The following is a 24,281-nucleotide window of genomic DNA, read 5'->3' as shown; positions in this document are numbered from 1 at the left end:
ATGTCCCGGATCAAGACGTTCAACCTGCCCGACCTGGGCGAGGGGCTGACCGAGGGCGAGATCCTGGCCTGGCTGGTCAAGGTCGGTGACACGATTGAGCTGAACCAGCCGATCGTCGAGGTCGAGACGGCCAAGGCGGCGGTGGAGATCCCGGCGAAGTGGGCCGGGCAGGTGCAGGCGATCTTCCACCCGGAGGGCACCACGGTCGAGGTCGGTGCGCCGATCATCGCGATCGACACCGACCCGGGCGCCGGCCCGCTGGAGGCGCCGTCGACCACGGCCACGGCCAGCGGTGACCTGCCCACCCCGTCGGCGGCTTCGCTGGCGGCGGTGGAGGTGGCACCGGCCGAGGGCATGGTGGAGCCCGGCCTGATCGGCGGTGCGGCCCCGGGCGGTCGGACGGCGGTGCTGGTCGGCTACGGCCCGCGCACGACCGCCGCGAAGCGCCGCCCCCGCAAGGGCGCCGTCCCCACCCAACCCCCCGCACCCCCCGCACCCCCCGCGGTCGATCATGCAGTTGTGGTGGGTGACAAACCAGCCGCAACCTCTACGATCCAGGCACCACCAGTCCATGATCGACGCAATGGGGCGAGCAGCGGCGGTCTGGTACTGGCCAAGCCGCCGGTGCGCAAGCTCGCCAAGGACCTCGGGGTCGACCTCAGCACGTTGACCGGGTCGGGGCCGCTGGGCTCGATCACCCGCGAGGACGTGCAGCAGGCAGCGAGCGGTGCCGTGGCGGTGGTGGTGGCCGAGCCGATCGTGGCGGCGACCGCTCCCAGCTTCGGTGCGGACCGGGAGCAGCGCATCCCGGTCAAGGGTGTCCGCAAGCTCACCGCCGAGAACATGTCCCGCTCGGCGTTCACCGCCCCGCACGTGACGGAGTTCCTGACCGTCGACGTGACCCGGGCGATGAAGGCGCTGGACCGGCTGCGCGGCCGGCGGGAGTGGCGCGACGTACGGGTCTCGCCACTGCTCCTGGTGGCGAAGGCGGTGCTGCTGGCGGTCAAGCGTCACCCGATGGTCAACTCGACCTGGGCCGGCGACGAGATCGTGGTGAAGGAGTACGTCAACCTCGGCATCGCGGCGGCCACCGAGCGCGGCCTGATCGTGCCGAACGTCAAGGACGCCGGCCGCCTCTCGCTCCGGGAGCTGGCGGACTCGCTGACCGACCTGGTGCAGACGGCGAAGTCCGGCCGTACCTCGCCGGCGGCCATGTCCGGCGGCACGTTGACCATCACCAACGTCGGCGTGTTCGGGGTGGACACGGGCACGCCGATCCTGCCGCCGGGCGAGTCGGCGATCCTGGCCTTCGGCGCGGTGCGGGAGATGCCCTGGGTGCACAAGGGCAAGGTCAAGGTGCGTCAGGTCACGACGCTGGGGCTGAGCTTCGACCACCGGATCATCGATGGCGAGCTGGGCTCGAGGTTCCTGCGCGACATCGGCGACTTCCTCGCGGATCCGGAGGCGGCGCTGCTCGCCTGGACCTGACCGTTCGAGACGCCAGCCACGGCCGGTGTGCCACGGGTTAACGCCCGGCACACCGGCCGTGTCGTTTAGGCGACGGAAGCGTCGGCCAGACGGCCCGTTGACCTTTGATTATTAGGCAGGTGTCTCAGCTCACCTAATAATCGATGGAAGTTGGCCGGGTTCTGCGGTTGAATAGATGCATCAGGGGCTGACAACCGAATAGCTAGGGGGACCCACCAATGAGCATGATCGAGCGAATCCGCAACCACCGCGACGCCACCCGCCGCGCCCGTGCCATCGAGCACGCGCTGCGCTCGGCGAACTCGCCGGCAGTTCGCGAGGAACTCCTCGTCATCGCCCAGCGTCACATGAGCTGACGCTCCACAACTTTCCTCACCTCCTCCAGATCGATGGCCCGCCCGGCCCACCGGGTGGGCCATCGGCGTTTCCCGGCCACCCGCCACCGGGATTCCGCCCTGCCGCAGCGCCCGGTACGGTGGGCTTCGGTCGCCGCCCGCCGACCCGGCAGAGGCCGAGCCGACACAAGCTGCTTGACACCGACCGGCCACGGGGAGTGACGACCAGTGCTCCTTGGACGTGCCGTGCCACCACCCGATACCGTGCGGGGAGCCGGCACAGCGGTACGCCGGTGACGCCGGCAGCCACGCCGAGGAGACCGATCGGCACCGGCGAGCCGACATGTGATGGAGGAGGCGCACCCATGACGTCCGAGGGCCCGCACCGCACCGGCCAAGAGCCGGACGAGGTGCCACCGGGCGCCGGCGGACCGGCGCCGTACGGCGACCGCCCGGCGCAGCCGGACAACGGCCACAACGCCGCCGGCCCCGACCTGGGCTGGGCGCCCCCACCACCGGCGCGACCCAACCCGTCGACGCCGGCATGGGCGACCCAGTCCGAGCAGCCGCCGGCCCCCGCCTGGGGTGCCGCCGCTGCCCCGCAGCCCAACGACCCGGCGCAGCCCGCCTGGGCCGCCGGCGGTGGCGCGAGCGAGCCGCCGCAGCAGCAGCCCGGCACCTGGCCCGGCAACGAAGGCGCACCGGCTCCGGCGCAGCCGGCCTGGGCCGCACAGCAGCAGGGCTGGACGCCAGCCGAGCAGAGTGCGCCCGCACCCACCTGGACCCCGAGCGCCACTGAGCAGCCCGACTGGGTGCAGGCCCAGCCGGCCGCACGGGGTGCCGCGCAGGTGCCCCCGGCGACCGCCGCCTGGCCCGCCCAGGAAGACCCGGCCCGCTCCGGCGGCTGGGGTGGCGCGGCGCAGGCCAACCCGCCCGCCGGTGACTGGCGTGGGGCCGAGTCGCAGCAGCCCGAGCAGCAGCAGGCCGCCAACTGGCCGGGCGGCGCTCAGCAGGACGACGCGTCCGGCAACGGCAACTGGCCCGCCAGCGCCGCCGCACGCGACGACCAGCCCGTGTGGACGCCGGCGGAGCAGTCGCCGCCGACCTGGGGCCAGCCCGCCGAATCGGCCGAGCAGCCCGCACCCGGGTGGGGGCAGGCCGCCCAGCCCAACGCCGCCCGTGGCGCGGCCCAGGTGCCGGCCCCGGCGACGAACTGGCCGGCGCAGGACGACCCGGCCCGCTCCGGTGGGTGGGCCGCACAGCAGCAGGCGCAGCCCGCAGGGTGGGGCGACGGCGACGCGCGACAGGACCAGGCCGCACAGCCGGCCGCCTGGGGCGATGCCGAGGGCCGTCCGCAGCAGCCCGACTGGGTGCTCTCGCCGCAGGACCAGCCCAGCGAGCGGCCGGAGGCGGTGGGGTGGACCGCGGCGGAGCAGAGCGGCCTCCCCGCCCGTGCCAGTGTCAGCGTGCCCGGCAACGACGGTGCGCCCGGCTGGGCCGCCGGCCCGGACAACGCCGCGCAGGGCAACCCCGGTGTGCCGGAGGCCGAGCCGTGGGCACCCGGTGAGGTGTGGGGTCGTGCCGAGGCGGAAGCTTCCGCCCAGTCCCGCGGTGGCTGGGAGGCAGACCGGGGCGACGAGGCACCGGCCTACCAGCCCGGGCCCGCGCCGGGCATCTCGCCGGCGAACGCGGTGCCGCTGCCCCCGCAGGAGCAGCGTGTGCCAGGTGCCAGCCTGGCTGCTGCCCCGCCGGCCGACTACGCGCCCCAGGCCCAGTTCGCTCCGATCCCCGAGCAGCCCGCGTACGCCGAGCGGGAGGCCCCGGAGGCCGCCGCGCAGTACGAGGCGGACCCGGCCGGTTGGGGCCGGGCCGAGGAGGCTCCCGCAAGTGGCGCGTTGGTGCCCGCCCCGCGTACCTCTCCGGAGTCCGGAGCGGGCCGCGCGGTGGTGCCGGTGTCGGAGGCCGAGTCGGCAGCCGGCGCGGCGGCCCGGGCCACCGCGAGCGCTTCGGTGCCGTTGGCCAGCCGGGTGATGCCCCCGACCGACCAGGCCATCCGGCCGACTGGCACGGCCACACCCCAACCCCGGGTGTACGGCCGCCCGGCTCGACCCGAGCCGGAGAACGAGCCGGAGCCGGAGGCGTTCCAGGCCGACCCGGGTGCCGAGCGTCAGGTCGCACCAGAGTGGCAGAACGACTCGCCGCGTCAGGGTGCTCCGGAGTGGCAGAACGACGCGCCACGCCAGGTCGCGCCCGACTGGCAGAACGACCCGCCACGCCAGGTCGCGCCCGACTGGCAGAACGACCCGCAGCGCCAGGTTGGCCCTGGCTGGGGTGACGAGTCTCCAGCCGAGCCACGCTTCGACGACCGCCAGCCCGCACCGAACGCGTTCAACGAGGCCCCGTCGGCGCCTCCGGCGTTCCCGCCCGGCGTGCCGTCCTTCGTCGACCCCCCCGGCAACAACCGGCCGTTGAACGGCGTTCGGCCGCACGCCGGTGCCGAGCGCCCGGTGGACCAGTTCGGCGGCCCCGGGTCGCCTGCCGCCGGTGCCGCCACGGTGAACGGGACGTCGGCATTCGGCGGGCCGAGCTTCGGCGGGCCGGGTTCCAGCGGGTCAGGCTTCGGCGGGCCGGCGACCGAGTCGGTGCCGGGCGGCGGCTTCCCGCCGGCCTTCCCACCACCGCAGCAGCCCGCGCCGTCCTGGGGCCAGGAGGCCGGGCAGTCGGACCAGGGACGGTTCGACGCGTTCAAGCCGGACGCCGACGAGCCGAAGGTGGAGCCACCGACGCCGAAGGTACGCAACGGCCGGGTGCTGGCCGCGGTGCTGATCGCCGCGGTGCTCATCCTGGCGGTGCCGCTCGGCCTGCTGATGCTGCTCGGCAAGTTCGGCGGCGGGAACGACTCGCCGGCCTTCGACCCGGCGGTCGGCACCTGCGTGAAGCAGGCCGGCGAGGGTGGCGCCTCAGCGGCGGACTGCGGCGAGGCGGGCGCTTTCACGATCGTCTCGAAGGTGGACGCGAAGGAGAAGTGCACCGACACGACGCAGCCCCACGTGGTGCTGCCGGGTGACGGCACCAACCGGGTGCTCTGCCTCAAGCCGGCCACGAAGTAGCTCCACCGACGGCGGGGTCACGGGCAACCGTGACCCCGCCGTCGTCGTACCCGATGCCGCCCGCGCCCGTCCCCGATGCCGTCCGCCGATCTTGCACTTTTGGTCGCTGTTTTGCGTGGAACGCCCCTTAGGTCGGGGCAGAAAGTGCAAGATCGCGCGGTAGTGGGCGTGGTCCGGGTCTGTCGTCCGGGTCACGGTGGCCGGGACCTCGGGGCGTGGCAGGCTGACAGGCATGGGAACGACAGCGCGTGTACGTGCGCCCGAGCTACACGGCCGGCAGTGGCTCAACACGGGTGGCAAGAATCTGACCTTGCAGGATCTTCGTGGCAAGATCGTCGTGGCGGATTTTTGGACATTCTGCTGCATCAACTGCCTCCACGTGCTCGACGAGTTGCGCCCGCTGGAGGAGAAGTACGGCGACGTGCTCGTCGTGATCGGTGTGCATTCGCCGAAGTTCGAGCACGAGAAGGACGCCGACGCTCTCGCCGCCGCCGTCGAGCGCTACGGGGTGCACCACCCCGTGCTCGACGATCCTGAGATGGACATGTGGCAGCAGTACGCGGCCCGGGCCTGGCCGACTCTGTCGGTGATCGACCCCGAGGGTTACGTGGTGGCCACCATGGCCGGCGAGGGCCATGCCGAGGGGTTGGCCCGGTTGATCGACGAGCTGATCGTCACCCATGAGGCCAAGGGCACCCTGCACCGGGGTGACGGCCCGTACGTCCCGCCGCCGGCGCCGGAGACCGCGCTGCGTTTCCCGGGTAAGGCGGTGCTGCTGCCGAGCGGCAACCTGCTGGTCTCGGACTCGGCCCGGCACTCCCTGGTCGAGGTGGCAGCGGACGGCGAGACTCCGGTGCGCCGGATCGGCTCGGGCGAGCGGGGCCGGGCCGACGGGCCGGGCGGTGCCGCGACGTTCTCCGAGCCGCAGGGGGTGTGCCTGCTGCCCACCCATGTCGCCGAGGTCGCCGGTTACGACCTGGTGGTGGCCGACACGGTCAACCACCTGCTGCGCGGCGTACGGCTGGAGTCCGGCGAGGTGGTCACCGTGGCCGGCAGCGGTCGGCAGTGGCGCGCCGAGGTCGACGACCACGCGCACGACGCGCTCGCGGTGGATCTCTCCTCCCCGTGGGACCTGGCCTGGTACGACGACAAGCTGATCATCGCGATGGCCGGCATCCACCAGCTCTGGTGGTTCGACCCGATCAAGCGGACCGCCGGCATGTACGCCGGCACCACGGTCGAGGCGCTGCGGGACGGCCCGCTGGCCGAGGCGTGGATGGCGCAGCCGTCGGGGCTCTCCGTCTCCGCCGACGGCACCCGGCTCTGGATCGCCGACAGCGAGACCAGCGCCATCCGGTTCGTCGAGAACGGCGTACTGGGCACCGCCGTGGGGCAGGGCCTGTTCGACTTCGGGCACGTGGACGGTCCGGCGGAGTCGGCGCTGCTGCAGCACCCGTTGGGCGTGTGCGCGCTTCCGGACGGCTCGGTGCTGATCGCGGACACCTACAACGGCGCGGTGCGCCGCTTCGACCCGGCCAGCAACCAGGTCTCCACCGTCGCCGACGGGTTGGCGGAGCCGAGCGACCTGGTGGTCACCCCGGCCGGTGAGGTGCTGGTGGTGGAGTCCGCCGCCCACCGGTTGACCCGGCTCGCCCCGGGTGCCCTGTCGGCGGCGGGTGCCAGCACTGTGGACGGCCCCCGGCACCGCACCGAGCGCAAGCCGACCGACGTCGCGGCCGGTGAGGTCACCCTGGACATCGTCTTCACCCCCGCGCCGGGGCAGAAGCTGGACGAGACGTACGGGCCGTCGACCCGCTTGGTGGTCTCCGCGTCTCCGCCGGAGCTGCTGGTGGATGGTGCCGGCACGGGCACCGAGCTGTCCCGCCGGCTGGTGCTCAACGGCGAGGTCACCGCTGGGGTGCTGCAGGTGACCGCCCAGGCGGCGACCTGCGACGCGGACGTCGAGCACGCGGCGTGCCATCTGACCCGGCAGGACTGGGGCGTACCGGTGCGGGTGGTCGACGGTGCCGTGACTCGTCTCCCGCTGGTCCTCCGCGGCCTGGACGCCTGACTGTCGCCCCAGGGGCCCGCGAGGGCCCCTGGGGTCACGCGAACGGGGCCAGGGGGATGTCGGCGTCGATCAGGGTCGCGCGGACGAGCTCGGCGGCGGAGACCGCGCTGGGGGTGTCGCCGTGCACGCAGATCGAGTCGACCGAGCAGGGGATGACGGTGCCGTCCACCGCCACCACGACTCGTTCGGTGGCCATCCGCCCCGCCCGTTCGGCCACCTGCTCCGGATCGGTGATCACCGCTCCGGGGGTGCCGCGCGGCACCAGCGCCCCATTGGGCAGGTAGGCACGATCGGCGAAGGCCTCGGCGACGACCGGCAGGCCCGCGCCGACGGCGAGCTGGGCGAGGGTCGAGCCAGGCAGACAGAGTATGGGCAGCTCGGGGTCGTAGCCGGTAACTGCGGCGACCACGGCCGCCGCCTGGGATTCGTCGGTGCTGGCCGCGTGGTAGAGCGCGCCGTGCGGCTTGAGGTAGCGGACCCGGGTGCCGAACAGCCGGCAGAACGCGTTCAGGGCCCCCAACTGGTAGGTCACCTCGTCGCGTAGTTCGGCGAAGTCGTACGCGATGCGCCGCCGACCGAAGCCGGCCAGGTCCCGGTAGCCGACCTGCGCGCCCACGGCGACCCCGCGCCGCGCGGCGCCCTCGCAGACCCGTCGCATCGTGGACGGGTCACCGCCGTGGAAGCCGCAGGCGACGTTGGCGGAGGTGACGAGGCCCAGCAGCGCCTCGTCGTCGCCGAGCCGCCAGATGCCGAATCCCTCGCCCAGGTCAGCGTTGAGGTCCATGGAATCTGACGGTAGTCCCTGGCCGGGCCTGCGCGAGCGGGGTCACGTCGGTGACCACCCCGATGACGGGGTATCCGCCGGTGGTCGGATGGTCGGCGAGGAAGATCAGGGGTTGTCCGTCCGCAGGCACCTGCACCGCGCCGAGCACGATGCCCTCGCTGGGAAGTTCGCCGGCCACCGCACGGGGCAGCGTCGCGCCGGCGAGCCGCGCGCCGACCCGGTTGCTCACCGGGCTGACGGTGTACGCGGTGCCGAACAGCCGGTCGAGCGCGGTCGGCGTGAACCAGTCGTCGCGAGGGCCGGGGCGCAGCATCAGGTGCAGCTCCGGCGTAGGCGCAGGGCTGACCGTCAGGTCCACTGGCGCGGGTGTGCCGAGCGGCGCACCGAGCGGTAGCCGATCGCCGTCGCGCAGCGGAGGCGGGCCGAGGCCGGACAGGGTGTCGGTGGCCCGACTGCCGAGCACCGCCGGCACGTCGATGCCACCGGCCACTGCCAGCCAACTCCGTACGCCCCGTCGGGCGGGGCCGATCCGCAGAACCGTCCCGGCCGGCACGCTGAGCGGGCGTCCGGTGTCGCCGGGGCGGACGCCGGCATGGACCGTCACCTCGGCACCGGTGACCGCCACCGTGGTCGCCCTGGTCAGCCGCAGTGTGCAGCCGGACAGGGTGATCTCCAGGCCGGCGGCGTGCTCCGGATTGCCGACCAGCCGGTTGGCCAGCCGCAGAGCCGCCGGGTCGAGGGCACCGGACCGGGGTACGCCCAGGTGCGCCAAGCCGGGCCGGCCCAGGTCCTGCACGGTGGTGAGCGCGCCGGCGCGGAGCACCTCGACAGTGGCCGAGTGGGTCACGCCGCCGCCATCCGGACCGAGGTGCCGGGACCGAGTCGGGACGGCGGGTCGACGTCGACGTCGAAGAGGACCAGGTCGGTCCGGCCGACCAGCAGCCAACCGCCGGGGGACGGGCCCGGGTAGATGCCGGCGTACGGGCCGGCCAGGGCGACCGAGCCGGCCGGCACCCGGGGACGAGGGGTGGCCAGCCGGGGCAGCGCCAACTCGGCCGGCAGCCCGGTCAGGTAGGGGAACCCGGGGGCGAAGCCGCAGAACGCCACCCGGAACCGCGTGCTGGTCAGCCGACGCAGCACGGCTGGCACGGCCACGCCCCAGTGTTCGGCCACCGCCGGCAGGTCCGGCCCATCGAACTCGACCGGAACGACCACCTCCGTGCCGTCGCCGTGCTCGCCGTCGCCGTGCTCTCCGTCGCTGCGGCGGGCGGTGGCGGCGTCTTGGACCACCGACGCCCATCGGGTCAGCTGCTCCGCTGTGGCGAGCGGGTCGGGCAGGCCGTCGAGCAGGACGGTGCTGGCTGCCGGCACGACCTCGACGGCGATCAACTCGCCCTGCTCGCGACGCCGCCACAGCTCGGCTCGCCACGCTTCGACCAGCGCGGCTTCGGGAACGTCGGTGGGGGCGGTGCAGTCGAGAAGCAGGGCGTGCGCCCCGACGGGTCGGATCCGCATCCGCTCATCCTCGCCGATGTCGCGCCGATCTGGCGTTCACGATGACGGTGCCAGGTGTCACCAACGCCACTACTTCCAGGTAACCTACGGTGCCGTAGCCTGACGGGGTGAGCACCTCCGCCCCGCTTCGCCTGAAGCCGGTCGACATCGGTAAGCCCCGGATGCGCGGCTGGCTACACACGTACGCATTCTTTGTCGCCCTGGTCTGCGGCATCGTGCTCTGCTCGATCGCCGCCAGCCGGCCGGGTTGGGCACCTCTGGTCAGCTGTCTCATCTACAGCCTGACGGTGTGTGGCCTCTTCGGCACGAGCGCGCTCTACCACCGTCGGGTGTGGTCAGAGCGCGGCTACCAGGTGATGCGCCGGATGGACCACTCGATGATCTTCGTGTTCATCGCCGGGACGTACACGCCGCTCTGCACGATGCTGCTCGCGCCCCGGCCGGCCACGGTGATGCTGGCCCTGGTCTGGGGCGGCGCTCTGGCCGGCGTGGCGATCAAGGTGGTGTGGCCGCATGCGCCGCGCTGGGTGTCCGCGCCGCTCTACCTGGCGCTGGGCTGGGTCGCGGTGGCCATGCTGCCGCAGATCCTGCACGGGGGCGGCGTCGCGGCACTGGTGCTGCTGATCGCCGGTGGGGCGATGTACAGCGTCGGCGCGGTCTTCTACGCGTTGCGCCGACCCAACCCGTGGCCGACCATCTTCGGTCACCACGAGTTCTTCCACGCCTGCACGTTGCTGGCGGCGCTCTGCCATCACATCGCGATCTACTTCGCGCTGTTCGCCTGAGCCCAGCGTCGGTGGCACCGGTGCGTCGCGTTTCGCGGGGTGAATGCGAGCCGGGGCCCCGCGACGCTGCGGGACCCCGGAGTCTGTGCGCGAGGATCAGACCGGCGGGCCCGGCCGACGCACCTCGCGGTACTCCCGCATGACCTGGTCGTCCTGGACCGGCACCACGCGGTCAGCCACCACGCGCTCCTCCCGGACCGGCGCGGCGACCACCGTGCGGCGGCGGCTGTTCCAGAAGTAGAGGGTGGCGACCAGACCGGCGACGCCGGCCAGCATCAGCACCCAGCCGACCACGGACAGGTCCAGCCAGCCCAGGTCGGCCTCTACGGCGAATGCGAGGATCGCGCCCAACGCGATCAAGAAGATGCTGCCACCAATGCCCATGTCTCGCTCCTCGGCTCTAACCTGGCGTACGACGCGCCGCGGCCGTCGGTAGGGGTGCGGCATCCATCGACTTACCCCGGCACGGAGATCGCCAATCGGGCAAGCTGAGGACATGACGGACGCCGACCTCGAGACACGGACACTGGTGTTGCTGCGGCACGCGAAGGCGGAGCAGGGCAGCGACGCGGCGGACGATGCCGAGCGGCCGCTCAGCGCACGCGGGAACGCCGACGCGGCAGCGGCTGGTGCCTGGCTGGCGCAACACGGGTTGCTACCCGACGTGGTGATCTGTTCGACGGCCAGACGTACCCGGCAGACCTGGCATCAGGTGGCGATGGGGATGACCGGTTCACCGCCGGAGGGTGGCCCGGCCGGTCCTCGCCCGATGGTGCGTTACGAGCCCGGCGCGTACGACGCCCACCCCGAGGAGTTGCTGGCACTGGTCCGCACGGTCGACCCGGCGGCCCGCACGGCGCTGCTGATCGCGCACAATCCGGGCATCTCGCTGCTCTCCGCCCTCCTCGACCCGGAGGGGGCGGACGAGGAGGGTTTGCGTACCGCCGAACTCGCGGTGCACCGTGGCCCGCTCGGCTGGGCGGAGCTGGGTCGGTCGGGAGCGCCGATCACGGCACGGCACGCCGCACGCGTCTGAGCCACCCGCCGATCGTCGACGGGTGGCTCAGGGGTAGGCACCGAGCCCGTGCGGGGCTCAGGACGGCGGTGCGGTCGGTGGTGGCGGGTCTGGCGGTGGCGGCATCATCGCCGTCGGATGAGAGAGCCGGTTCTCCTCGACGATGAGGGTCCGGGCCCGCTTGCGCCGGTCCTGCCAGAACCAGACCGTGGTCAGCAGTACGGCCAGCCCGGCCAGGATGAACACCCAGCCGACCGCCCGCACGTCGATCCACCAGACGTTGGCTCTCAGTGCGAAGGTCAGGATCGCGCCGATCGCGATGAGAAAAATGCCGCTTCCTACACCCATATGCGCTGCACTCCCCCGTGCGGTGGCTCTGGGCGTTCCCTTTCGAGGTCACGCGACGGTTACCCGCCACGCCACCGGCATACCCGGCCGGGCTCGCCCAATACGTGCCCACCCCCGCGCGGCCCGACAGCGGGCTGACCGTGCTCAGCCGGACACGGTGACGGCCGGCGGGGCAGGTCGCCCTCGCCGGCCGTCGTTGCTCCGGTGGTGAGGCCCGGAACCGTCAGGCGTGCCGTGGCACGGTCAAAAGGCTTCCTCCGGGAGATCCATGATGTCGACGTCGGCACCCTCGATGATCCGCCGGTCGGCGCCGATGCGGGGCAGCACCTCGCGGGCGAAGAAGCGGGCAGCGGCCACCTTGCCGGTGTAGAACGCCTTGTCGCTGGCGGAGACCTCGCCGGCCAGCGCCTTCAGCGCCACGTCTGCCTGCCGCTGGAGCAGCCAGCCGACAACCAGGTCGCCGATCGCCAGCAGGAACCGCCGGCTGCCCAGCCCGACCTTGTAGAGCGCGCGGGTGTCGCCACTCTGGGCCTCGCCCAGCCAGCCGGTCAGCACACCGAGGATGTTCTGGATCTCGGCCAGCGCCTTGCCGAGCGCCTGCCGCTCCTCCTTGAGCTGGCCGTTGCCCGCCTCGGAGGAGATGAACTCCTGGATCTCACCGGCAACGGCCATCAGGGCCCTGCCGTTGTCCCGGACGATCTTGCGGAAGATCAGGTCCAGGCTCTGGATGGCGGTGGTGCCCTCGTACAGGGTGTCGATCTTGGCGTCCCGGACGTACTGCTCCAGCGGGTAGTCCTGCAGGAACCCGGAGCCACCGAAGGTCTGCAGGGCCTCGTGCCCGAGCATCTCGTACGCCCGCTCCGAGCCGACGCCCTTGACCAGCGGCAGCAGCAGGTCGTTGACCCGCTTGGCCAGCTCGGTGGCCTTCTCGTCGCCGGCCGCCTCGGCGATGGCGATCTTGTCCTGCCAGGTGGCGGTGTAGAGGACCAGGGCACGAAGACCCTCGGCGTACGACTTCTGCAGCAGCAGCGAGCGCCGCACGTCCGGGTGGTGGGTGATGGTGACCCGCGGAGCGGTCTTGTCCGCCTGCTGGATCAGGTCGGCGCCCTGCACCCGGTTCTTCGCGTACTCAAGGGCGTTGAGGTAGCCGGTGGAGAGGGTGGCGATCGCCTTGGTGCCGACCATCATCCGGGCGTACTCGATGATCATGAACATCTGCCGGATGCCGTCGTGCTTGTCGCCGAGCAGCCAACCCTTGGCCGGCACGCCGTGCTCACCGAAGGTCAGCTCGCAGGTGTTGGAGACCTTCAGGCCCATCTTGTGCTCGACGTTGGTGGCGTAGACGCCGTTGCGCTCGCCCAACTCGCCGGTGGTCTCGTCGAAGTGGAACTTCGGCACCACGAACAGCGACAGGCCCTTGGTGCCGGGGCCACCGACGCCCTCCACGCCCACCGGGCGGGCCAGCACGTAGTGCACGATGTTGTCGGTGAGGTCGTGCTCGCCCGAGGTGATGAAGCGCTTCACGCCCTCGATGTGCCAGGAACCGTCCGGCTGCTGAATCGCCCGGGTCCGGCCGGCGCCCACGTCCGAGCCGGCGTCCGGCTCGGTCAGCACCATCGTGGAGCCCCACTGCTTGTCGATGAAGAGCTTGGCCCAGTTCTTCTGCCGCTCGGTGCCCTCGACGTGCAGGACGTGCGCGAAGGACGGGCCGGAGGCGTACATCCAGATCGGGGCGTTCGAGCCGAGCACCATCTCGGCGAGTGCCCACCAGAGCGCGCGGGGCGCGGTGGTGCCACCCAGCGCCGGCGGCAGGTCCAGTCGCCAGAACTCGGAGTCCATGAATGCCTGGTAGGACTTCTTGAACGACTCCGGCAGCGGCGCGGTGTGCGTGGCCGGGTCGAAGACCGGCGGGTTGCGGTCACTGTCCGTGTAGCTGGCGGCCAGGTCCTCGCGGGCAAGACGGTCGACCTCAGCAAGGAAGCTGCGGGCGGTGTCGGTGTCGAGATCCGAGTACGGCTCCTGGCCGAACGCCCGGTCCGCCCCGAAGACCTCGAACAGATTGAACTCGAGATCCCGGAGGTTGCTCTTGTAGTGGGTCATGCTCACTGGCCCCGCTTCCGGACAGGTGTTACCGATCAGTAACTCCGACTGTATTACTCGCGGGTAGGCAGCGACAAGCGGATCACCCAAGTGACGGCGATTACACACACGCTCGTAACAAAGCGCGGATCAACTCTCGGCGGCGCCGACTTCCCAACTCGGGACGGCCGCCGCCGCTCCGGTACGGGCACCGACGTACTCCATGAGGACCAGGGCGATGTCGTCGTCGAGCCGCCCGTGGACCCACTCGATCAGGGCGGTCTCCAGCGAGGCCAGCCCGTCGGCGACCGTGCCGTGGCCGAGCAGTCGCCAGGCGCGGTCGGCGGTGGGGAAGAACTCGCCGTCCCGCCGCGCCTCGCCGAGGCCGTCGGTGAACAGCAGCAGCCGGTCCCCGGGCTCCAGACGTTCCACCCGGGGGCGGACCACCGGCATGAATCCGAGCGGAGGTGCCGGTGCTGGCGGCTCCAGCGAGATCACCGCGCCCCGGCGCAGCAGCAGCGGTGGCGGGTGGCCGCAGTTGACGATCGTGAGCGTGCCACCGCGCTCCTCTACCAGCGCCGCGGTCACGAAGTCCTCGTCACCGACGTTTCGGGCCACCGCACGGTCCAGGTCGGCCACGACGGCACGCAGGTCGGCCCGCTCGTACGCCACGTGCCGGTAGGAACCGAGGACGATGCTCGCCAGCCGGACCGCGTCCAGGCCCTTGCCGCGCACATCGCCGATGATCATGCGCACGCCGTAGGGCGTGTCGATCGCCTCGTACAGGTCACCGCCGATCTCGGCCCTGGCGGTGGAGGAGATGTAGCGACCCGCGACCGAGAGGGTCCCGACCTGCGGCCCCAGCGGACGCAGCACCGCCTGCTGGGCCACCGAGGCGAGCTTGGTCAACTCGACGATCTGCTCCGCCTGCCGCTGCCGGACCGACGCCACCGCCACCGCCAATCCGGTGGCGAGCGCGACCGCGACCACGTTGACCGAGGTGACCAGCGACATCTTCGGCTCGATCAGGGCGAAGCCGGCCCCGGTCAGGGTCGCCGCGACGCCCACCCCCAGCACCACCGGCCAGGACGCCACGGCGGCGGCCAGGAAGGGCACGGCTGCCAACAGCGCGACGTAGTGCGCCAGAAGGCCGTCCGCCGCCTCCGCCGCCGACACGATCGCGAGCAGGACAAGGGCCGCGCCGAGGCCGGCGCGGGATCCGGGGCTCAGCGGGCGGCGGCCCGACTGGAGGAGTCGCGTGGATACGAGGGACAGTTTGCCTGATCCGCGTGAACCGGTGAATGAACCTGACCCGTCGTCCGACAAGGTTCTGTCCGGCCGGCCCGGTTGCGCGGCCGAACCGGCGTAACCCGCCCCGGTCAGCCGAGGACCTCGTAGCGGACAGTGAGCGCGCCCACGTCGACCGAGGCGATGGTGGCGAACGCGGCCCGGGAGAGGTCCAGGCAACGTCCGTCGATGAACGGGCCACGGTCGTTGATCCGCACCACGACCGACTTGCCGTTGGCCGGGTTGGTCACCCGGACCTTGGTGTTGAACGGCAGCGTCTTGTGCGCGGCGGTCAGCGCGTTCGGGTTGAACGACTCACCGTTGGCGGTGAGCTGCCCGTCGGAGTAGAACGAGGCACCGCACGAGCCGCTCTCCAGCACCTTTGGCGATGCCGTGGTCTTCTTCGCGGTCGGGCTCGGCTTCGGCGACGCGGTGCGGGCCTTGCCCCGGGAGGCGGCCTGCTGCGACCGGGTGGCCAACGGGCTGGCGGTCACGCTCGGCGAGGCGCTGGCACTCGGGGAGGCGGCCGGGGAGCTGGGGGTGAGGCTGCTCGCGGCGGTGGTCGGGGTGAGGTCGAGAGCCGTCTGCCCCGACTGCCCGGAGCCGGAGGTCAGCTGCACGGCACCGACCGTACCCCCGACGGCGAGGGCGACGCCGACCGCCGCGGTGGCCACGATGCCCGCCGGGGAGGAGAAGATGCGGGTACGGGAGTGCTTGGCTGCCACCGGCCCGGTCCTTTCGTCGTCTGAACAAACCGGGTCGGACCGTAACGAGAGAAGCACTTCCGAAGTCAACGTGATCATTGTGGTATGCCCGGATTTGCACTGGTACGTGTAGCCGATCATCCGATCCGGGGTGGGCCGGCCGGCCCAGGTGCCGACACGCCGCCCCGACGTGCCGCAGGATGGGCGGATGCCCGCTGAGCTGACCGAACGCCTGGCCGCCCTGTTCCAGTGGATCGACCCCGGCCCGGGCACCAGTCACCTGGTCAGCGACATCTCCGGTTGGTGGCGTGACCCGACCGTGCTGGCCGAACTGGGGCCGGCCCTGGTGGCGCCGTACCGGGCCGCCCGGCCGACGGTGGTGCTCGCCCCGGCGGTCACCGGGCTGCTGCTCGGGCCGTTGGCCGCCACCGCCCTCGGGGTCGGCTTCGTGGCCGCCCACAAACCCGGCGACGGGCGGCTGCCAGCCGGCGCGCTCACCTGGGCGCAGAGCCCACCGGACTACCGGGGCCGGCGGGTCGACCTGGCCGTCCGGGACCGGCACCTCGGCCCCGGCGACCGGGTCCTGGTCGTGGACGACTGGGTACGCACCGGCGCACAACTCCACGCTCTCTACGAGATCTGCGCCGCACTCGGTGCCGAGGTGCTGGGCACCGCCGTCGTGGCCGTCGACTGCCCGCCCGAGGTCGCGGCCGACCTACGGATCACCGGCCTGATCAACGCGGCGGATCTACCAGCTTGACTTCAACCATGCTTCAGCTCCGACGATCGACGCATGAGTGACGAAATCCTCGACGAGGCGTACGAGCGGCTGCACCGCACCGGCCCCGAGTACCAGGGCTGGCTCTCCAACCACGGGCCGATGGCCGTCGAGGCGCTGGCCCGACACGGGCACCAGCGGCAGGTGCACCGCTGGCTCGACAGCTACCTCGGCCGACTCGACGAGTTACCCAGAGGGTTGCACCCGATCGACGACTGGCGGGCGGCGCTGGGCGATGCGAAGCGGGCCGGTGACTGGCTGGCGTACTTCGACCGGCAACTGCGCGAACGACCGTGGCGCGACGTGCTCGGCACCTGGTGGCCCCGACTGCTGCCGGGCATCGCCGCCGGCGCCACCCACGGGGTGATCCGAGTCGGGCACGCCGTACGTGCGCTCGACTCGGACGACGCGAACCGGCAGCGGCGCACCGAGTTGGGCCAGGCCCTCGGCTACTGGGCGGCCCGCTGGCAGCCGATCCCCGGCGCCGACCGGCTGCTCGACCGCACCTCGGCAGGCGAGTCGGGCGGGCCGAGCACCGGCGAGCTGGACGTGGACGCCGCGCTGGCCGGGCTGCCCCGGATCGACGATCAGACCGGGGGCGTCCGCGATCGACTGGACCGACTTCCAGGCGTACCCCGATGGGAGCCCGCGCTCGCGGCGATGCGGCCCGCGCGGACGCCGGCCGAGGCGGAGCGAGGGCTCGCCACTCTGGTGCACCGGGCCGGCCTCGACTACCTCCGCTTCGGGCACGTCGCGCCGGTCATGCTGGTGCACGCGGTCACCGCGCCGACCGCGGTGCTGCGTACCCTGCCGGCACTTGACCAGGCGCTGTGGGCGCCGAGCCTCGCCGCGGCCTGGGCCGCGACGGCGGCGATGACCGCGGTGTACGCCCCGGCCGACGGCCTCGCGCCACCGATCGTGGCCGCCGCGACCCCGGCGGAGGTCTTCGCCCGCGCGGCCCGGCACGGCGACGAGCACGTGGTCAAGCTGGCCGACGCGGTGCTCGACGCGCACGCGGCCACCGGCGACGACCGGCTGCTCACCGCCGCCGGCTACGCCGGGCAGTTGATCTGAGCAGGGCCCGGCGAATTGCGGCGGCGGCGTGGGCCGCGCTGGCCTAGCCTCGGCAGGATGTGGCCTCGGATCGGTGAACTACGCGCCCTCGCCCTCGGCACCCCCGGCGAGCTACGGGAAACCCTCAACACGCTGGTGCTCGCCGGCGTGAAGACCGCGACGGCCGGGCGACTCGCCGAGTACGCGGAAGAGGGCGAGGAGTTGGAGCACGTCGGCGAACGGCTGGCCCTCGTTGACGACGACAACGCCCTGGCCGGCGTGGTGGAGATCACCGGAGTCGAGATCGTCCGCTTCGCCGACGTGCCGTGGGACTTCGCCCGCGCCGAGGGGGAGGGTGACCGCTCGATCGAGGAGTGGCGGGCCGGGCACTCGGCCTACTGGGCGCGGCTCGGCACCCCGGTCGACGGCGACACCCCGATCGTCTGCCTCCGCCTACGGCTGGTCTCCGGTGGCGAGGGCGGCGTGGCCAGCGGTGACCTCGGCACCTGAGCCGGTTCGCTGCGGCACCGGTTCAGCCGCGTAGCTCCGGCAGCAACCGGGTCGCCACGTCCACCAGGACGGCTTCGTCGCCGGCGTACCAACTGCTGGCGCGCGGCCAGTGCGTCACCACGTCGGTGAAGCCGAGGTCGGCGGCCCGGCCGACCTGGTCGGCGAAGAACTGTGCGCTGCTGAGCGAGAACACCGGCGCCGCATCCAGCGAGAGATAACGGTCCAGACTCGCCGGGTCGCGCCCGGCCTCGTCCAGTGTCCGGTCCATTCGCGCGGACAGCGCCGACACGCTGTCCCACCAGCTCGCCAGGTCGTTGTCGTCACCGGTGCCGGTGGTCACCCAGCCCTGACCGAAGCGAGCCACCAGCCGCATCGACCGTGGCCCGTTGGCGGCCACCACGAACGGCACCCGGGGCTGCTGAACGCTGCCGGGGTTGTTGCGGGCGTCCACCGCGGTGAACCAGTCACCGCGCCAGGTGGTGCCGTCCTCCCGCAGAATCAGATCCAGCAACTCGGTGAACTCGGCGAACCGGTCGACCCGCTGACGCGGCGGCAGCGTCTCACCGCCCAGCACGGCCGAGTCGAAGCCGATGCCGCCCGCGCCTAGGCCGAGCAGCAGGCGACCGTCCGAGACGTCGTCCACCGTGGTGATCTGCCGGGCGAACGCGGCCGGGTGTCGGAAGTTCGGCGACGCGACGAGCGTGCCCAACCGGATCCGGGACGTCACCGTGGCGGCGGCGGTCAGCGTGGTCATCGAGTCGAACCACGGGCCGTCGACCAGGTCCCGCCAACCGAGGTGGTCGTAGGTCCAGGCATGGTCGAAGCCCCACTCGTCGACCTGCCGCCAGCGACGCTGCGACTCCGACCAACGCTGGTCCGGCAGGATCACGATGCCAATCCGCATGATCGCCAGCCTAGTCGGGGGGCACCACCGACCCCCGGCTTTAGCTACCGTTCCGCTGTGGACCTACCTACGGGGCGAGCCGCCACGGTACGAGCCTTTGGCACCATCTCGCTGGTGGCCGGCTTCATTACCTGTCTGCTCACCAACTCGTCCGACTACGACGGGCTCAGGCCGCAGATCCTCGCCGCCTTCCTCATCCTGACCGGCATCGGTCTGCGGATCGAGGCGGCGATCGTCGACCGCATGCGGTAACTGGAACCGTCGCGCCGACGTGTGGCGCGCGTCACACCACTTCCCCGTAGGGTCATCGCGGTCGGGTCCGACTCCTCCATGAGCAGGCACCGGTGGGTGCCGTCCGAGGAGAGGAAGACGCGAGATGACGAAGGTGACCGCGCAGGTGTCGGTGTCGGTGGACGGGTTCTACGCCGGCCCACAGTTCGACGGCGACGGCGACTGGATCGACTCGGCGGAGAGCGCGGCTTTCTTCCGGGTCACCCGCTGGGTGACCGAGGCGACGGCCTGGCGGGAGCGACAGGGCTTCACCGGCGGGGAGCAGGACACCAACTCCGACGTGATCGCCGAGACGTTCGCCGCGGCTGGCGCGTACGTGATGGGGCGCCGGATGGCCGACGGGGGTGAGGTGCCCTGGGGTGACGATCCGCCGTTCCGCGCGCCGGTCTTCGTCGTCACACACCGCCCCCGCCAGCGCCTGCTGCGGGAAGGAGGCACCAGCTTCACCTATGTCACCGATGGCGTGGCCAGCGCCGTCGAGCAGGCGCGTGCCGTGGCCGGCGGCAAGAACGTCGCCGTGGCCGGGGGCGGCAGCCTGGTGCGGCAGGTGCTCAAGGCCGGTCTGCTCGACGAGTTGGAGCTGCATGTCGTACCGGTCGTGCTCGGCACCGGGCTCCGGCTGTTCGACGCGGACCTCGACCTCGGCGACAAGGAGGCGGTCGAGCTGACGCCGACCCGCGTCATCCACACACCGCAGGTCACCCACATCCGGTACGCGGTGGGCGGACGCGCACCGCTCGTGCTCGACGACCGGGGCCGCGGCGGCGGCCCGACGGTGACCGCGAACTGAGTCACGGCCCACCGAAGGAGAGAGGAGACACCATGCCGCAACTGTTGCGGGTGCAGTGCTTCAACGTTTCGCAGGACGGGTTCGGCACCGGAGAGGGGCAGAGCCTGGAACGGCCCTTCGGCCACGCGGACCCCACCCCGCTGTTCTCCTGGCGTGCCGCCACCGCCAGCTTCGTGTATCGCACCGAGCCGGGCGGCACTCGCGGCCTGGACGACTACCTGACCCGCGATGCCGAGTGCAACATCGGCGCGGAGATCATGGGCCGCAACAAGTTCGGTCCCCAGCGTGGTCCCTGGAAGGACCATGAGTGGCAGGGATGGTGGGGGGACAACCCGCCGTTCCACACGCCGGTCTTCGTGCTCACCCACCATGAACGCCCGTCGTTCACCCTGGCCGACACCACATTCCACTTCCTCGACGCCAGCCCGACCGAGGCCCTGGCTCGGGCGAAGCAGGCAGCCGCCGGTCGGGACGTACGCCTCGGTGGTGGGGTGGCGACCATCCGGGAGTTCATCGAGGCCGATCTGGTCGACACGATGCATATCGCCGTCGCGCCCGTCGACCTCGACCGGGGCGAGCGTTTGTGGGACAGCCCCACCGAACTCCTCGACCGCTTCCACCTGGAGTCGGTGCCCAGCCCCAGCGGAATCACCCATCTCCTGTTCTGGAGACGATGACCGCTGTCCTGATCCTGCCCCGGCACGGACGCCTACAGCCGGGCCAGCACCAGCAACCGGTTGCCGTCGGGGTCGGTCACCCGCGCGGACCGCTCGCCCCAGGGCTGGTCGACCGGCTCCTCGGTGACCGTCGCTCCACCCGTGCGCAGCGCGCCCACGGCTGCGTCGCAGTCGTCGGCGTAGACGCACAGCTCCCAGCGGTGCGAGTCGGCCGGCTCGTCAGCCTCCGGGTTGGCGGCCAGGCCGAGCTCGCTGTTGCCCAGGCGGAGTGCGACGAACTCCGGGGCGCCCTCGTCCGGGAACCGGTAGGTCAGCTCGAAGCCGACCACGTCCCGGTAGAACGCGACCAGTCGTGGCAGGTCAGGTGTCGTCACGATCGGAAAGGCTTCGATGAACACGGACCACCTCCAGGCCGGACCTTAGCCGGTGCCGAGGCCCTGCAGGAACTACCACGGTCGATCCCGTGGGCCTCGGCGTCTCATTGACCCTTGCGCAGATTGATTTGCAGTGCAAACCTATTGGTAGTGCAGCATCAATCCTGGAGGGCATCGTGTCGGAACAACCGAGCACCGCGCCGAACAGCGAGGACACACCCGGAGAACTGCTGGCATCGGTGGCCGCGCTCCGACGGCGCACCCGGGCCGCCAGACACGCCTACTGGCTGCCGCTCCTGCTGTTCGGTCTCCTGATGGCGGTGGCCGCGCCCCTGTACGTCGAATCGGTCGAATCGCCCGCCTTGCGCGCCACGCAGGACAACCCCGCGCTGACCGGCCTCGGTGGTGACTTCCTTGAACGCTCGGCCGCCCTCGGCTGGTACTGGCTGGTGGCGCTCATCGGCGGCTACCTGCTCAGCCTCTGGTGGTATCGGTGGCACGGTGCGCGGGTGGGTGTGCAGACCCCGACCCGGACGTACGTCATCGCCGGCATCGTGGGCACTCTGGTCGGGCTCGTGCTGCCGATCGCGCTGCGGTTCCTGCTGCTCAACACGGCGACGGTGATCTCGAACGGGACCAGTTGGGCGACCACCCCGCTGTTGGGCATCTCCGGTCGCGGCATGTTCCCGCATCTGGTCATCGCGGTGGGCCTGCTGGTCCTGGCCCGCCTGGAACGCAGTCGCGGCCTCACGGCTGTGGCCGTGTGCTACGCCGCGGCGGTCGTCCTCGTTAACATCTACTTCCAGACCACGGAATTCGAACCGGGGGACCTGAGCCGCTTCAGCTTCCTGCTGGCGGCCCTGCTGCCGGCACCGATCCTGCTGGTCGGCGGCACCATCGCCCTCGTCGCCACGAACAGGAATTCGTCATGAGCAGTGCCGATGGCGCCAACGAAGCGGCCACCGGCCCCGGCAACGGTGGGCACCCGACGAACGGCCTCAGCGACACCGTCCATCAGCGCAACCGGCTCGGCATCCTCACCATCGCCGCGGAGGCCGAGCGGGTGGAGGTCGCCTACCTCCGCGACGCGCTCGAACTCACCGCCGGCAACCTCTCCCGACACCTCGCCGTTCTCGAGGAGGCCGACCTGGTCCAGATCGAGAGGGGCTACCACGGCCGAAGGCCCAAGACCTGGATCAGGATCACCCAGCAGGGGCAGGCCGCGTTGACTGCCGAGATCAACGCGCTGCGGGAACTCCTCCAACGCCACCAGCAGTTGGCCAGCGCCCCGCGGCCGAACGGGCACGAGCAATGATTTGCCGTACGGGCGGGCTGGACGCCCGATAGCGACGCCTGCCTAATGCCCCCAGCGCTCGGCAGGTCGGCAGGCAGCTCCCGGCTCGCCGTAGACGAGGGTGCCGGCGGAGTCCTCGTAACAGTGATCGAACTGGTCGGACGGACGAAACAGCAACCGGCGGTCGATCTCGGCTCCGGTGGTGTCATAACTGACCAACTCCGCGTCTTCGTTGGTGTTGGCATCCTCGGTGATCAGACCGAACACCCCGTTGACCATCCGCGCCGTGGTCGTCTGCCCGTCGCCGTGTTCGAGCACCAGCCGTTGCACCCGAGCGCTGACCCGACCGGTCACCGCGACGTCACCCCCGTCGGCCTCGGTCGATACAAGTAGGAGCCGCTGGATCGGGCCGAAGGCGACCTCGTCACCGGCGGCGATGGTCGACCACAGATCTTGGTCAGACGGTTGTATCTGGCTCGTCACACCTGACTATTGCCGGTCGGGGCGAACCTGTTGCAGCCCTCTCCTGCGGTCAGCCAGTCTCTCGGACCAGGCGGTACAGGTCCCGGCGCACTGCCGGCCATTCGTCGACGATCGCGTGCCGCGCGGCACCCACCGCGTCGACAGCGTCCACCCCGCTGCCGATCGCCGTGTGCAGGGCGTGGACGGCGGACGAACACGCATGCACGTCGTCGCCATGCGCCTTGAGGTAGGCGATCCTCGACCGGGTTTCCTGGTCCAGGGTGAGGCCCCGCTCGACGGCCTCCACCGCCTGCCTCGCCAGCTCCTCATCGCTGAACCTGAACCGCGTCGTTACCGCTCGCAAGGCAAGCGTCAGTGCCGCTCGCCGTACCGTCTCCGGCGCGGCCCGCAGTCGCGCGTCGAGATCGGGCTCGTAGTGACCGAAGTTCGAGGGTGGCCTCGGGTCGGACGGAAACGCGCCAAGACTCACCGTCACCCACGGCCCGGCCTCCGTGTCGGCGCCCTCGTCGCTCATCCACTCGGCCGGCAGCCGCACGCCGGTCCGCCGCTCGACAAACGCCATCACCGCGGATCTCACATACTCGGTCCCCAGCGCGGCGCGCACGTCGTCCAGATCGTCGGCGAAAGCAGACGGGTCATCGCCATGCCGCCGGTCCGGATCGTTCATGTCCATCCGGGCGAGCACCTTGCCGTACACCGCATAGGTGACGCCGCCGTTGCCGTTGATGGTCCAGTCGACCGTATGCACCCGCGTGCCGTCGCTGAGCCAGCGCAGGACTTCAGGCCGGCTCAGGGCGCAGCCGTTGTCCTGGAAGACCACCACGTCGGGGCCGATCTGGGCCAGGTCGGCGAGTTCGCCGGCGTGCTTGTCACCCGGCTCGACGCGCCTGGCCCGCAAGCGCTTGATCACTCCGTCGACAGTGGCCTCGGCACTGGCCGGCTGAACCACCGCCCAGCTCAGCCCCTCGGCGAGCCAGTCCCGGTCAGCCAGGAAATCGTCGTAGTAGCGCACCAGGTCCGACACCATCGGAGAACGGTACGACGATCACGGCCCCGGTGGTCCCCCGCCGGGTGTGGATTTCTGGCGGCCTGGTTCGATGCAGTCCAGCGCTGGGCCAGCCAGCGGAGGCCGCAGCTCCGCCCAAGGGTGTGGCATCCTCCGATGCATGGTCGGCTCCGAATGGCAGGGCGAGACCTGCCCCGGCTGCGGTGGCGAGCTGCGGCTACTCGGCTTCGCCTTAACTCGTCGCGACGAAGATGATCGGTTCGTCTGCAAGACCCCGTTGTTCTGCAGGTCATGCGGCAAGACCTGGAGCCGTTGGGCCGACCGGCCGGGGCAGCCACTCACCGAGGATCCACTGCTGGCGCCCGAAGCGCTCAAACCATCCCGCAAACGCCGCAAGTGGCGGCGAACAAAGTGACTCCCGCGCGGGCTCGGTAAGCGCGAGAATTGATAGCAACGAATGAGGCCCCGGCCAGGAAATTTGTCCTGAGCTGGGGCCTCACGGTGGAGCGGGTGACGGGAATCGAACCCGCACTGTCAGCTTGGGAAGCTGATGTTCTGCCATTGAACTACACCCGCAAGCGGCACCACTGTACCCGAGTC

27 protein-coding genes and 1 tRNA gene are annotated in these 24,281 nt (G+C 71.5%); 15 read left to right on the top strand and 13 right to left on the bottom strand.

Features of this window, described 5'->3' with window-relative positions:
• The 4 genes from HNR20_RS14850 to HNR20_RS14835 all read left to right on the top strand — a co-directional run bounded on the left by HNR20_RS14850 (nt 1) and on the right by HNR20_RS14835 (nt 7,004).
• Nucleotides 1-1,488 (top strand): dihydrolipoamide acetyltransferase family protein, encoded by a 1,488-nt coding sequence (locus tag HNR20_RS14850; protein WP_184188479.1) that lies wholly within the window; start codon nt 1-3, stop codon nt 1,486-1,488.
• A 218-nt stretch (nt 1,489-1,706) separates the two neighbouring features.
• On the top strand, nt 1,707-1,844 hold the full coding sequence (locus tag HNR20_RS14845; protein WP_167454674.1) for a hypothetical protein: 138 nt from the start codon (nt 1,707-1,709) through the stop codon (nt 1,842-1,844).
• 344 nt (nt 1,845-2,188) lie between these two features.
• The gene (locus HNR20_RS14840) at nt 2,189-4,933 is read left to right on the top strand and encodes an LppU/SCO3897 family protein (RefSeq protein ID WP_184180289.1); all 2,745 of its coding nucleotides are present in this window, start codon (nt 2,189-2,191) and stop codon (nt 4,931-4,933) included.
• A gap of 232 nt (nt 4,934-5,165) precedes the next feature.
• Nucleotides 5,166-7,004 carry an NHL domain-containing thioredoxin family protein gene (locus tag HNR20_RS14835; RefSeq protein ID WP_184180287.1) on the top strand — a complete coding sequence of 613 codons (1,839 nt, stop codon included), beginning with the start codon at nt 5,166-5,168 and terminating at the stop codon, nt 7,002-7,004.
• Nucleotides 7,005-7,038: 34 nt separating this feature from the next.
• On the opposite strand, the gene HNR20_RS14830 is transcribed toward HNR20_RS14835, so the two are convergent.
• From HNR20_RS14830 to HNR20_RS14820, 3 genes are read right to left on the bottom strand one after another with little or no spacing between them, the layout of a single operon-like run.
• The gene (locus HNR20_RS14830; protein WP_184180285.1) at nt 7,039-7,788 is read right to left on the bottom strand and encodes a LamB/YcsF family protein; all 750 of its coding nucleotides are present in this window, start codon (nt 7,786-7,788) and stop codon (nt 7,039-7,041) included.
• Nucleotides 7,772-8,734 (bottom strand): 5-oxoprolinase subunit C family protein, encoded by a 963-nt coding sequence (locus HNR20_RS14825; RefSeq protein ID WP_221309807.1) that lies wholly within the window; start codon nt 8,732-8,734, stop codon nt 7,772-7,774. Before HNR20_RS14825 ends, HNR20_RS14830 begins: the two co-directional genes overlap by 17 nt.
• Nucleotides 8,632-9,303 (bottom strand): 5-oxoprolinase subunit B family protein, encoded by a 672-nt coding sequence (locus HNR20_RS14820; protein WP_184180281.1) that lies wholly within the window; start codon nt 9,301-9,303, stop codon nt 8,632-8,634. Before HNR20_RS14820 ends, HNR20_RS14825 begins: the two co-directional genes overlap by 103 nt.
• Before the next feature lie 107 nt (nt 9,304-9,410).
• On the opposite strand from HNR20_RS14820, the gene trhA reads away from it, so the two are divergent.
• Nucleotides 9,411-10,088: a PAQR family membrane homeostasis protein TrhA gene (trhA, locus tag HNR20_RS14815; protein ID WP_184180279.1), complete on the top strand. Its 678-nt coding sequence runs from the start codon at nt 9,411-9,413 to the stop codon at nt 10,086-10,088.
• Between the two features lie 96 nt (nt 10,089-10,184).
• On the opposite strand, the gene HNR20_RS14810 is transcribed toward trhA, so the two are convergent.
• A complete protein-coding gene (locus HNR20_RS14810; protein WP_184180276.1) occupies nt 10,185-10,472 on the bottom strand; it encodes a DUF6458 family protein in 288 nt (95 codons plus the stop codon).
• A gap of 112 nt (nt 10,473-10,584) precedes the next feature.
• Here HNR20_RS14810 and HNR20_RS14805 point away from each other — a divergent pair, with 112 nt between their 5' ends.
• On the top strand, nt 10,585-11,124 hold the full coding sequence (locus HNR20_RS14805) for a SixA phosphatase family protein (RefSeq protein WP_184180273.1): 540 nt from the start codon (nt 10,585-10,587) through the stop codon (nt 11,122-11,124).
• A gap of 57 nt (nt 11,125-11,181) precedes the next feature.
• On the opposite strand, the gene HNR20_RS14800 is transcribed toward HNR20_RS14805, so the two are convergent.
• The 4 genes from HNR20_RS14800 to HNR20_RS14785 form a co-directional block, all read right to left on the bottom strand.
• On the bottom strand, nt 11,182-11,451 hold the full coding sequence (locus HNR20_RS14800) for a DUF6458 family protein (protein WP_030487564.1): 270 nt from the start codon (nt 11,449-11,451) through the stop codon (nt 11,182-11,184).
• A 243-nt stretch (nt 11,452-11,694) separates the two neighbouring features.
• Nucleotides 11,695-13,551: an acyl-CoA dehydrogenase gene (locus HNR20_RS14795; protein WP_184188476.1), complete on the bottom strand. Its 1,857-nt coding sequence runs from the start codon at nt 13,549-13,551 to the stop codon at nt 11,695-11,697.
• 129 nt (nt 13,552-13,680) lie between these two features.
• Nucleotides 13,681-14,805, bottom strand: a complete 1,125-nt coding sequence (locus HNR20_RS14790) for a PP2C family protein-serine/threonine phosphatase (protein WP_184188473.1) — start codon at nt 14,803-14,805, stop codon at nt 13,681-13,683.
• Nucleotides 14,806-14,909: 104 nt separating this feature from the next.
• Nucleotides 14,910-15,542 (bottom strand): septal ring lytic transglycosylase RlpA family protein, encoded by a 633-nt coding sequence (locus HNR20_RS14785; protein WP_184180270.1) that lies wholly within the window; start codon nt 15,540-15,542, stop codon nt 14,910-14,912.
• Between the two features lie 187 nt (nt 15,543-15,729).
• Here HNR20_RS14785 and HNR20_RS14780 point away from each other — a divergent pair, with 187 nt between their 5' ends.
• From HNR20_RS14780 to HNR20_RS14770, 3 genes are read left to right on the top strand one after another with little or no spacing between them, the layout of a single operon-like run.
• Nucleotides 15,730-16,281: a phosphoribosyltransferase family protein gene (locus HNR20_RS14780; protein WP_184180267.1), complete on the top strand. Its 552-nt coding sequence runs from the start codon at nt 15,730-15,732 to the stop codon at nt 16,279-16,281.
• Nucleotides 16,282-16,314: 33 nt separating this feature from the next.
• Nucleotides 16,315-17,373 (top strand): questin oxidase family protein, encoded by a 1,059-nt coding sequence (locus HNR20_RS14775; protein WP_184180264.1) that lies wholly within the window; start codon nt 16,315-16,317, stop codon nt 17,371-17,373.
• 57 nt (nt 17,374-17,430) lie between these two features.
• Nucleotides 17,431-17,862 (top strand): ASCH domain-containing protein, encoded by a 432-nt coding sequence (locus HNR20_RS14770; protein ID WP_184180261.1) that lies wholly within the window; start codon nt 17,431-17,433, stop codon nt 17,860-17,862.
• 22 nt (nt 17,863-17,884) lie between these two features.
• On the opposite strand, the gene HNR20_RS14765 is transcribed toward HNR20_RS14770, so the two are convergent.
• Nucleotides 17,885-18,766: an LLM class flavin-dependent oxidoreductase gene (locus tag HNR20_RS14765; protein WP_184180258.1), complete on the bottom strand. Its 882-nt coding sequence runs from the start codon at nt 18,764-18,766 to the stop codon at nt 17,885-17,887.
• A gap of 57 nt (nt 18,767-18,823) precedes the next feature.
• Here HNR20_RS14765 and HNR20_RS14760 point away from each other — a divergent pair, with 57 nt between their 5' ends.
• The 3 genes from HNR20_RS14760 (at nt 18,824) to HNR20_RS14750 (ending at nt 20,524) form a co-directional block, all read left to right on the top strand.
• Complete coding sequence (locus HNR20_RS14760) at nt 18,824-19,018, top strand: hypothetical protein (protein WP_184189389.1); 195 nt, start codon at nt 18,824-18,826, stop codon at nt 19,016-19,018.
• A 124-nt stretch (nt 19,019-19,142) separates the two neighbouring features.
• Nucleotides 19,143-19,847 carry a dihydrofolate reductase family protein gene (locus HNR20_RS14755; RefSeq protein ID WP_184180254.1) on the top strand — a complete coding sequence of 235 codons (705 nt, stop codon included), beginning with the start codon at nt 19,143-19,145 and terminating at the stop codon, nt 19,845-19,847.
• A 32-nt stretch (nt 19,848-19,879) separates the two neighbouring features.
• Nucleotides 19,880-20,524: a dihydrofolate reductase family protein gene (locus HNR20_RS14750; RefSeq protein ID WP_184180251.1), complete on the top strand. Its 645-nt coding sequence runs from the start codon at nt 19,880-19,882 to the stop codon at nt 20,522-20,524.
• A gap of 32 nt (nt 20,525-20,556) precedes the next feature.
• Here the strand turns inward: HNR20_RS14750 and HNR20_RS14745 are convergent, their stop codons facing one another.
• Nucleotides 20,557-20,898, bottom strand: a complete 342-nt coding sequence (locus HNR20_RS14745) for a VOC family protein (RefSeq protein WP_229687023.1) — start codon at nt 20,896-20,898, stop codon at nt 20,557-20,559.
• An 89-nt stretch (nt 20,899-20,987) separates the two neighbouring features.
• Here HNR20_RS14745 and HNR20_RS14740 point away from each other — a divergent pair, with 89 nt between their 5' ends.
• Nucleotides 20,988-21,830, top strand: a complete 843-nt coding sequence (locus tag HNR20_RS14740) for a hypothetical protein (RefSeq protein WP_229687024.1) — start codon at nt 20,988-20,990, stop codon at nt 21,828-21,830.
• A complete protein-coding gene (locus HNR20_RS14735) occupies nt 21,827-22,213 on the top strand; it encodes a transcriptional regulator (protein WP_184180246.1) in 387 nt (128 codons plus the stop codon). Before HNR20_RS14740 ends, HNR20_RS14735 begins: the two co-directional genes overlap by 4 nt.
• Nucleotides 22,214-22,255: 42 nt before the next feature.
• On the opposite strand, the gene HNR20_RS14730 is transcribed toward HNR20_RS14735, so the two are convergent.
• Together HNR20_RS14730 and HNR20_RS14725 are read right to left on the bottom strand one after the other, a co-directional pair.
• Complete coding sequence (locus HNR20_RS14730) at nt 22,256-22,675, bottom strand: hypothetical protein (protein WP_184180243.1); 420 nt, start codon at nt 22,673-22,675, stop codon at nt 22,256-22,258.
• Between the two features lie 49 nt (nt 22,676-22,724).
• Entirely contained in the window at nt 22,725-23,687 is a 963-nt protein-coding gene (locus tag HNR20_RS14725) for a DUF6461 domain-containing protein (protein ID WP_184180241.1), read from the bottom strand.
• A gap of 154 nt (nt 23,688-23,841) precedes the next feature.
• Between HNR20_RS14725 and HNR20_RS14720 the strand changes: the two genes are divergently transcribed.
• Entirely contained in the window at nt 23,842-24,096 is a 255-nt protein-coding gene (locus HNR20_RS14720) for a hypothetical protein (RefSeq protein ID WP_184180238.1), read from the top strand.
• Nucleotides 24,097-24,183: 87 nt separating this feature from the next.
• Here the strand turns inward: HNR20_RS14720 and HNR20_RS14715 are convergent.
• Nucleotides 24,184-24,257: transfer RNA gene (locus tag HNR20_RS14715), tRNA-Gly, on the bottom strand.
• Between the last annotated feature and the right edge of the window lie 24 nt (nt 24,258-24,281).

It is taken from the genome of Micromonospora parathelypteridis (assembly GCF_014201145.1).
GTDB classification, from domain to species: domain Bacteria; phylum Actinomycetota; class Actinomycetes; order Mycobacteriales; family Micromonosporaceae; genus Micromonospora; species Micromonospora parathelypteridis.
Note: the sequence above shows the minus strand (reverse complement) of the source record. Positions and strands in the feature narration are given on the sequence as shown.